Origin of the sequence: Gemmatimonas sp. (genome assembly GCF_044345575.1) — a bacterium.
GTDB lineage: Bacteria > Gemmatimonadota > Gemmatimonadetes > Gemmatimonadales > Gemmatimonadaceae > Gemmatimonas.
Genome location: NZ_JBIJAW010000172.1, coordinates 1 through 6,968, shown reverse-complemented (window position 1 = coordinate 6,968; position 6,968 = coordinate 1). Strand labels below are relative to the sequence as shown.

Below are 6,968 nucleotides of genomic sequence, written 5' to 3'. Positions count from 1 at the left end.
GCGCGGGCGCTTCATAGATGGCGACGTATTCCTCGGGGCCCGTGCGCGTGAACGACAGCTTCTGGTATCCCACGCGGCGCAACTCACAGTCGAGCAGCATACGTGGCGTACCGTGGCCGAAGGTCGGACGATCGAGGTCGAGAATGACCAGGCGGCCGCCGGGCTTCATGGCGCCCGCGAGATTCCACAGCAGGGCGAACGGCTGCGTGATCTCGTGATACATGTGAATCATGAGTGCCACGTCGACACTGGCCGCCGGCAACCGCGGATCGTGGGGCTCGCCCATCACCACCCGCACATTCGCCAAGCCGTCGCGCTCTACGCGACGCTGCAGCATGCCGAGGTAGTCCGGCATGATGTCCTGGCCGTAGACCAGCCCCGATGGCCCGACGAGCTTGGACAGGCGGGCCACGTAGTACCCGTCGCCGGCGCCGATGTCGGCGACCGCCAGTCCCGGCCGGAGGCGGGCCAGACGCGCGACGGTCGTAAACTCGCCGGCGTCATCCCGGTCATCTTCGTTGATCCAGCGCGGCGCGACGATATCGGCCACGTCGCGCGCCGGTGCCGGGAAGGCGGACGCGGGCGCGCCCTGCCCCGAGGCGGGGAGGATCGTGTCGGCGCCCACGGCCACGGCGGGCGATCCGTTCACCGCCACGCGCTCGGCGGCGGGGCGGCAGGCCAACGCGGTGGACAGGAGCCAGGGCACGATGCCCAGTACTCCCAGAATTCGTAGTGGCTTCATATGCCCGGATGCCCCGCGATCTCCGTACGGCGATGGACGCGCAGGGCAGCAACCCGGCGCCCATCCATCGCGACTACCTCGAGTTCCCCACCAGGATACGACACCCGATCACCGACCTTGGGGAGTCGCCCGAGCGCCGCGAAGGCATACCCGCCCAAGGTACTCCAGTCGCCTTCCGGGATGGGCAGCTTGTGGTCGGAGCGCACATCCACGAGCGACATCGAGCCGGCCAGCTCGAGCACGCCGTCGAAGAGCAGGGCATCGCGTGAGAGCGGGTCGTACTCGTCGGCAATATCGCCGACGACTTCTTCCACGAGATCTTCCATCGTCACGATGCCCGCGGTCCCACCATACTCATCGAGCACGACCGCCAGATGCGCCCGGGTCCGCCGCAGGTCATCGAGTACTCGCTCGGCGGCCCGCGTCGCCGGGACGAAGAGCGGCTCGCGCAGATGCTCGCGCAGCGAGAAGGCCTCGGGGTGCTCGGCCAGCCAGAAGTCCTTGGCGAGAAATACGCCCACCACATCGTCGGCGGTGTCCCGGTACACCGGATACCGCGAGTAGCGCTCACGGCGCAGGATCTCGCGCAACTCGGCGAGTTCCACGTCCTCCGCGATCGCCACCATTTCGGTGCGCGGGCGCATCACGTCCAAGGCACGCTTGTTGTGGAAGTCGAACACGCCGGCGAGCATGGCCGAGTCGGACTCGTCGAGCGTCCCGTGGGCACGCGCTTGCATGACCAGCAGGCGGAGCTCCTCCGGACTGTGGACATGCTCGCCCTCCGAGACGGGCTCGACCCCCACCAGCGCCAGCAGGCGGTTGGCGGTGCCATTGAGCATGGCAATGAACGGTGACATGGCCCGGGAAAAGAGCATCAGCGGACGCGCCACCAGGCGGCTCACCCCCTCCGGGCGTGCGAGCGCAATCGATTTCGGGGCCAGCTCGCCCAGCACGATGTGCAGAAAGGTGATCACCAGAAAAGCGACTGCGATGCCGGCCCCGGTGTGCACGGCCCCGGGCTCCGGGGTGATCCCCACCTGCCGCAGGGCGATGTCCACGAGGACCGCCACGGCCGGTTCACCAATCCAGCCCAAGGCGAGCGATGCCAGCGTGATCCCCAGCTGCGTGCCTGAGATGTACCGGTCCAGCTGGGAAAGCGCGCGCTGGACCACCACGGCGCTGCTATCCCCCTCGGCCGCCATCTGGTCGATCCGGCTGCGCCGGACCGCCACCAGGGCAAACTCCGCGGCCACGAAGAAGGCATTGAGCAACACGAGCAGGAGCACGAAGAGAAGCCGGAACGTGATCGTCCCCAGGCTCAATTCGGCGTCGGCGGACAGCGCAGTATCGACAATCATGTGCCAAAGGAAACGGGCGGACGGCTGATTCGTCAGGGTAGTGCAATCTGCAAGACCTCACGGGTGTTCCCCCGTCTTGCAATCTGCATGACCTCGGATTTCCCCGCGTGTGAGATATACCCCCGCTCTTCCGCAGGACCCCATACAGGAAATGCTCGACCCCCAGCGCATGTTGCGTTGGGTCTGGCTGGCGCGCGTGGTCCTGGCCTGTGCGATTCTGGTGGCCGCCGTCTTCGTCTGGAATCAGGCGGCTCCGTCGGACACCCTGATCGCGACCTTGGCGTTTGCGGTCGCCATGCTCGCCACGGTCGGGTCGGCCATGTATGCCCAGGTCGAGCAGTTTCCGCCCGGGCACTGGTTCTATGGCGGGCAGTGTGCGATCGACCTGCTCCTCGTGACCGCCGTGGTGCACATCACCGGCGGGTGGAGCTCCCAATTCGCGGCCCTCTATATCCTCGTGATCGCGAGCGCCGCGCTGCTCCTGCCCTTTCGGGGTGGGCTCGGGGTGGCGGCCGCGGCGTGTGTGCTGTACTCCCTGGATGTGCTGTGGCTGCGGCCCGGGGTCGGGACGCCGTTCGTAGGCGTCGGCGTGCAGGTGGCCGTCTTCGCCGTGGTTGCCGTGGGGTCGGGATATGTTGCGCTCCGGCTGCGGCAGGCAGGGTCGGGTCGTGAAGCGCTGGCCGCTCAGCTGGTCAAGGTGCAGCTCGAAGCGGCGGAAATTCTTCGCACGATTCGCTCGGGCATCGTGACCGTCGACTCGCAGGGGCGCCTTCTGTACGCCAACCCGGCGGCCGGTGAGCTGCTGGGGCTCGACCTGCGTTCGTTCACCGGCAAGCCCCTCCTGCCGTCGCTGCTGCATGTGTCGCCACAGCTTGCCGACCTGCTCGAGCGCAGCGCGCGGGAACGGGTGCGGACCACTCGCGCCGAGGGCATCATCCGCCGCGGCGACGACGAGGTTGAAATCGGCGTGACCACCACGGTGGCGGATGGTGCGCGCCCTGATGGTGGCGTCACCGCTACGGCCATCTTCCAGGACATCTCCGACAGCAAGCGGCTGCAGGCGATGCACGTCCGGGCGGAACGGCTGCAGGCGGTGGCCGAATTGAGTGCGTCACTCGCCCACGAGATTCGCAATCCGCTGGCCGCCATTCGCAGTGCAACCGAGCAGCTGGCTCGGTTGCACGCCCCGGCGCCGGACGGAGACGACGATCAGCACATCCTGCACAGTCTCATTGTGCGAGAGGCTGATCGGTTGAGCCGGCTGCTTGCCGACTTCCTCGACTTTGCCCGTACGCGCGTCATGCGCCTTGCTTCCCTCGATGTCGGGGCGATGGCCCACACCGCCGCCATGCTGGCCGCATCACATCCCGACCGTGGGCCGGGGGTGCAGGTGCAAGTAGATGTCGCATCCGATCTGCCCCGACTGAATGGAGACGAGGACCTGCTGCACCGGGCCGTGTTCAACCTCGTGCTCAATGCCATCCAGGCCGTCGGCGCCAGCGGGCACGTGTTCGTTGAAGTGGATCGCCGCCAGCCCGACGGCGTGAATGGTTCCTCCGTGGCCGTGACCGGCGATCTGATCGCCATCACCGTCACCGATGATGGGCCGGGGATTCCCGACGACCTGAAGGACCGTCTGTTCGAACCGTTCGTGAGCGGTAAGGTCGGCGGCACAGGGCTCGGGCTGCCGGTGGTCCATCGCGCCGTCGAGGCGCACCGCGGCGTGGTCCTCGTGGACCGTCTGCCCCAGGGAACGCGCTTCTGCGTGGTCCTGCCTGTTTCACCGGCCATGCCGGTTCCGCCCGTTCTCACTACCGATCGCCTCGCCGGAGTTTCCGCGTGACCGCTCCCGCTGTCCTCGATGCTGCGCCCCGCGTCCTCGTTGTCGACGACGAGTCGGGGATCCTCGAATCACTCCGCATTCTGCTCAAGACCGAGGGGTTCACCCCCGTCACCGCCCATGGTGGGCGACAGGGCATCGAACGGTTCGACGAACTCAAGCCCGACATCGTGCTGACCGATGTGCGCATGCCGGATGTGACCGGGGTGCAGGTGCTGAGCCATGTGCGGCAGAGCGATCCAGAGGTGCCGGTCATTCTCATGACCGCCCAAGCTACGCTCCAGTCGGCGATGCAGGCGGTGAACGAAGGCGCCTTCTACTACATCCAGAAGCCGTTCCGCAACGACGAGCTGCTCGCCATTCTCAAGCGTGCGGCGGAACATCGTCGGTTGCGCGTCGAGAACCAGTCGCTCAAGCAGGAGATCCGCCGCCGCGACAAGAGCAGCAGCAGCCGGCCGATCGGACGCAGCAAGAGCTGGCTGGAGGTGCTGCGTCTCGCCGAGACGGTCGCGCCCACCGACTCCACCGTCCTCATCACCGGCGAGTCCGGTACCGGCAAGGAAGTCATCGCCCGGTACATCCACGATCTGAGCGCGCGTACCGACCACTCGTTCCTCTCGATCAACTGCGGGGCACTGCCCGAATCCCTCCTGGAGAGCGAACTGTTCGGGCACGTGAAGGGATCGTTCACGGGCGCGGTGAAGGACAAGATGGGCCTCTTCGCGGCAGCCAACAGCGGGACGTTCTTCCTCGACGAAATCGGCGAAACCACGCCGTCGACGCAGGTGAAGCTGCTGCGTGTGCTGCAGCAGCGTGAGGTGATTCCCGTGGGCGCAACGGAAGCGCAGTCGGTGAATACCCGCGTACTTGCCGCCACCAATCGCGACCTGGAAGACGAGATCAAGCGCGGCGCCTTCCGCGCTGACCTGTTCTATCGGTTGAACGTCATTGCCGTGCATCTACCCCCGCTGCGCCATCGCACCGAGGACATTCCGCTGCTGGCCGAAAGCTTTCTTGCCCGGTCGGCGCAGGCCCGACGCGAAGCCCCCAAGGCGCTGGGCGAGGAAACGCTCGATGCGCTGATGGCCTATGGGTGGCCGGGTAATGTGCGCGAGCTCGAGAACGCCCTCGAGCGCGCCGTCATTCTCACGCAGGGTGACACGATTCGCCCCGATGCCCTCCCTGAACGCGTGACGGCACGGCGCGCCGAACCACTGGTCAGCGAACGCACCCCCGTGACGCCCACACTGGAAGCGATCGAACGCGCGTATATTCAATGGGTGCTGCAGAACGAGGGCGGCAACAAGAGTCGCGCGGCCGACATGCTCGGTATTGATCCGTCCACGTTGTACCGAAAGCTTGCCCGCTATGGTGATGCCTGACATGTCGCGGCCGTGCGCGCGAAGCCGACGTGGATTTTCCATCATCGAACTGCTGGCGGTGATGGTCATCATCGGCGTGCTGTCCACGGTGGCCATTGTCAAGTTCGGTGATTCGAAGCGCCGGGCCTATATCGCGGCGATGAAGTCGGATCTCCACAACATCGGGATGATCGCCGAGACGAAGTTCGTGACGGAGAACACGTACGCCACGATGACGGCGCCTCGGGGGTCGGCTGGCGTGACGCTAGAGTTCAGCGGAACCGCGACGGAGTGGACGGCAAGCGCGCGACACGAGGCGTTGCCGAACTTCGTCTGCGAGATCCGCTCTGGTGGCGGAGCGGACGCCGAACCGATCTGCCGCTGACGTGGCACAACGTCGGTGAGCGCCGGACGGGCGTAGCGAATGGGCGGCGATTGGCACGGGTACCGGTGCCGGTCGCCGTTTTCGCGTTGTGCGGCAAACCGTGCAGGACACGACGGTCACAATTTGATCCAACGCGGCACAAAATGATGTAACGCATTACGACACAATGCTTTTCATTAGTCGTCTCACGTTGGCAGAATGCTTGCCATTCTTTGGAATCGACTGGCGCAGCGAATCCGGTGCGCAGCGGTCACCCCCCACTGGAGACAAACGTATGCGCACCAACCGCAAGGGCTTCACGCTCATCGAACTGCTGATCGTCGTGGTGATCATCGGCATCCTGGCCGCGATCGCGATCCCGAAGTTCGCCGACACGAAGAAGAAGGCCTACATCACGGCCATGAAGTCGGACCTGAAGAACATGGTGTCGTCGGCCGAGGCGTTCTTCTCGGACAACAACACGTACGTGGGCTACACGGCGCCGACGGGCTCGTCGGGGGTGTCGCTGTCGATGACGGCGCAGACGGCGACGGGCTGGGCGGCATCGGCGACGCATGCGAACGCCACGGGCTCGACCTGCATCATCGGCGTGGGGGCCTCGACCCCGGCCGGCCTGGCCGAGGGTGAGCCGGGCGGCGCGAGCTGCAAGTAATCGACGCAGCCGGAAGGCGAATGGGGCCGGGCGCTATGCCCGGCCCTTTTTCGTTTCCGGCGCCCGAGGAGCGCTCTCCCACAATTGCACAACGCAAGGGGATTTGCGGAAAACGCGATCAGACGAAATGTGTTGAATGGTTCAAAAAATGGAAAATATTTAATAGCAATGACTTAAATCGTGTGCCGACGTTGGTATGCGCGTTGCTCTATGGGTGGAGCGTCGGGACATGTGGTCCTGCACTTCCCCCATCAATCGGAGTTCAGTCATGCAGCGTACGCGTAAGGGTTTCACTCTCATCGAACTGCTCATCGTCGTCGTGATCATCGGCATTCTGGCTGCGATCGCGATCCCGAAGTTTGCCGACACGAAGAAGAAGGCCTACATCACGGCCATGAAGTCGGACCTGAAGAACATGGTGTCGGCGGCCGAGGCGTACTTCGCGGACAACAACACCTACGTGGGCTACACGGCGCCGACGGGCTCGTCGGGCGTGACGCTGACGATGACGGCGCAGACGGCGACGGGCTGGGCGGCATCGGCGACGCATGCGAACGCCACGGGCTCGACCTGCATCATCGGCGTGGGGGCCTCGACCCCGGCCGGCCTGGCCGAGGGTGAGCCGGGCGG

Annotated in this window: 7 protein-coding genes; 5 read left to right on the top strand and 2 right to left on the bottom strand. The window is 65.6% G+C overall.

Annotated elements, in window-relative coordinates; all coding sequences use genetic code 11:
- On the bottom strand, nucleotides 1-706 hold a 706-nt coding region (locus ACIQ6O_RS10765), incomplete at its 3' end, for a class I SAM-dependent methyltransferase (RefSeq protein ID WP_396207791.1).
- A gap of 32 nt (nucleotides 707-738) precedes the next feature.
- Nucleotides 739-2,100: a hemolysin family protein gene (locus ACIQ6O_RS10760; protein ID WP_396207790.1), complete on the bottom strand. Its 1,362-nt coding sequence runs from the start codon at nucleotides 2,098-2,100 to the stop codon at nucleotides 739-741.
- Between the two features lie 151 nt (nucleotides 2,101-2,251).
- On the opposite strand from ACIQ6O_RS10760, the gene ACIQ6O_RS10755 reads away from it, so the two are divergent.
- The 5 genes from ACIQ6O_RS10755 to ACIQ6O_RS10735 all read left to right on the top strand — a co-directional run.
- On the top strand, nucleotides 2,252-3,943 hold the full coding sequence (locus tag ACIQ6O_RS10755) for a nitrogen regulation protein NR(II) (RefSeq protein ID WP_396207789.1): 1,692 nt from the start codon (nucleotides 2,252-2,254) through the stop codon (nucleotides 3,941-3,943).
- On the top strand, nucleotides 3,940-5,322 hold the full coding sequence (locus tag ACIQ6O_RS10750; RefSeq protein ID WP_396207788.1) for a sigma-54-dependent transcriptional regulator: 1,383 nt from the start codon (nucleotides 3,940-3,942) through the stop codon (nucleotides 5,320-5,322). The genes ACIQ6O_RS10755 and ACIQ6O_RS10750 overlap by 4 nt, the downstream gene beginning before the upstream one ends.
- A complete protein-coding gene (locus ACIQ6O_RS10745) occupies nucleotides 5,315-5,686 on the top strand; it encodes a type IV pilin protein (RefSeq protein ID WP_396207787.1) in 372 nt (123 codons plus the stop codon). The genes ACIQ6O_RS10750 and ACIQ6O_RS10745 overlap by 8 nt, the downstream gene beginning before the upstream one ends.
- A gap of 274 nt (nucleotides 5,687-5,960) precedes the next feature.
- Nucleotides 5,961-6,338, top strand: a complete 378-nt coding sequence (locus tag ACIQ6O_RS10740; protein ID WP_396207786.1) for a type IV pilin protein — start codon at nucleotides 5,961-5,963, stop codon at nucleotides 6,336-6,338.
- Nucleotides 6,339-6,606: 268 nt separating this feature from the next.
- Nucleotides 6,607-6,968: type IV pilin protein (locus tag ACIQ6O_RS10735; protein WP_396207785.1), on the top strand; the 362-nt coding region annotated here is incomplete at its 3' end.

Excerpts from the sequence above, each read along its gene's own strand:
- ACIQ6O_RS10745 (WP_396207787.1), top strand. The coding sequence starts at position 5,315 with ATGCCTGACATGTCGCGGCCGTGCGCGCGAAGCCGACGTGGATTTTCC.
- ACIQ6O_RS10760 (WP_396207790.1), bottom strand. The coding sequence starts at position 2,100 with ATGATTGTCGATACTGCGCTGTCCGCCGACGCCGAATTGAGCCTGGGG.
- ACIQ6O_RS10755 (WP_396207789.1), top strand. The coding sequence starts at position 2,252 with ATGCTCGACCCCCAGCGCATGTTGCGTTGGGTCTGGCTGGCGCGCGTG.
- ACIQ6O_RS10740 (WP_396207786.1), top strand. The coding sequence starts at position 5,961 with ATGCGCACCAACCGCAAGGGCTTCACGCTCATCGAACTGCTGATCGTC.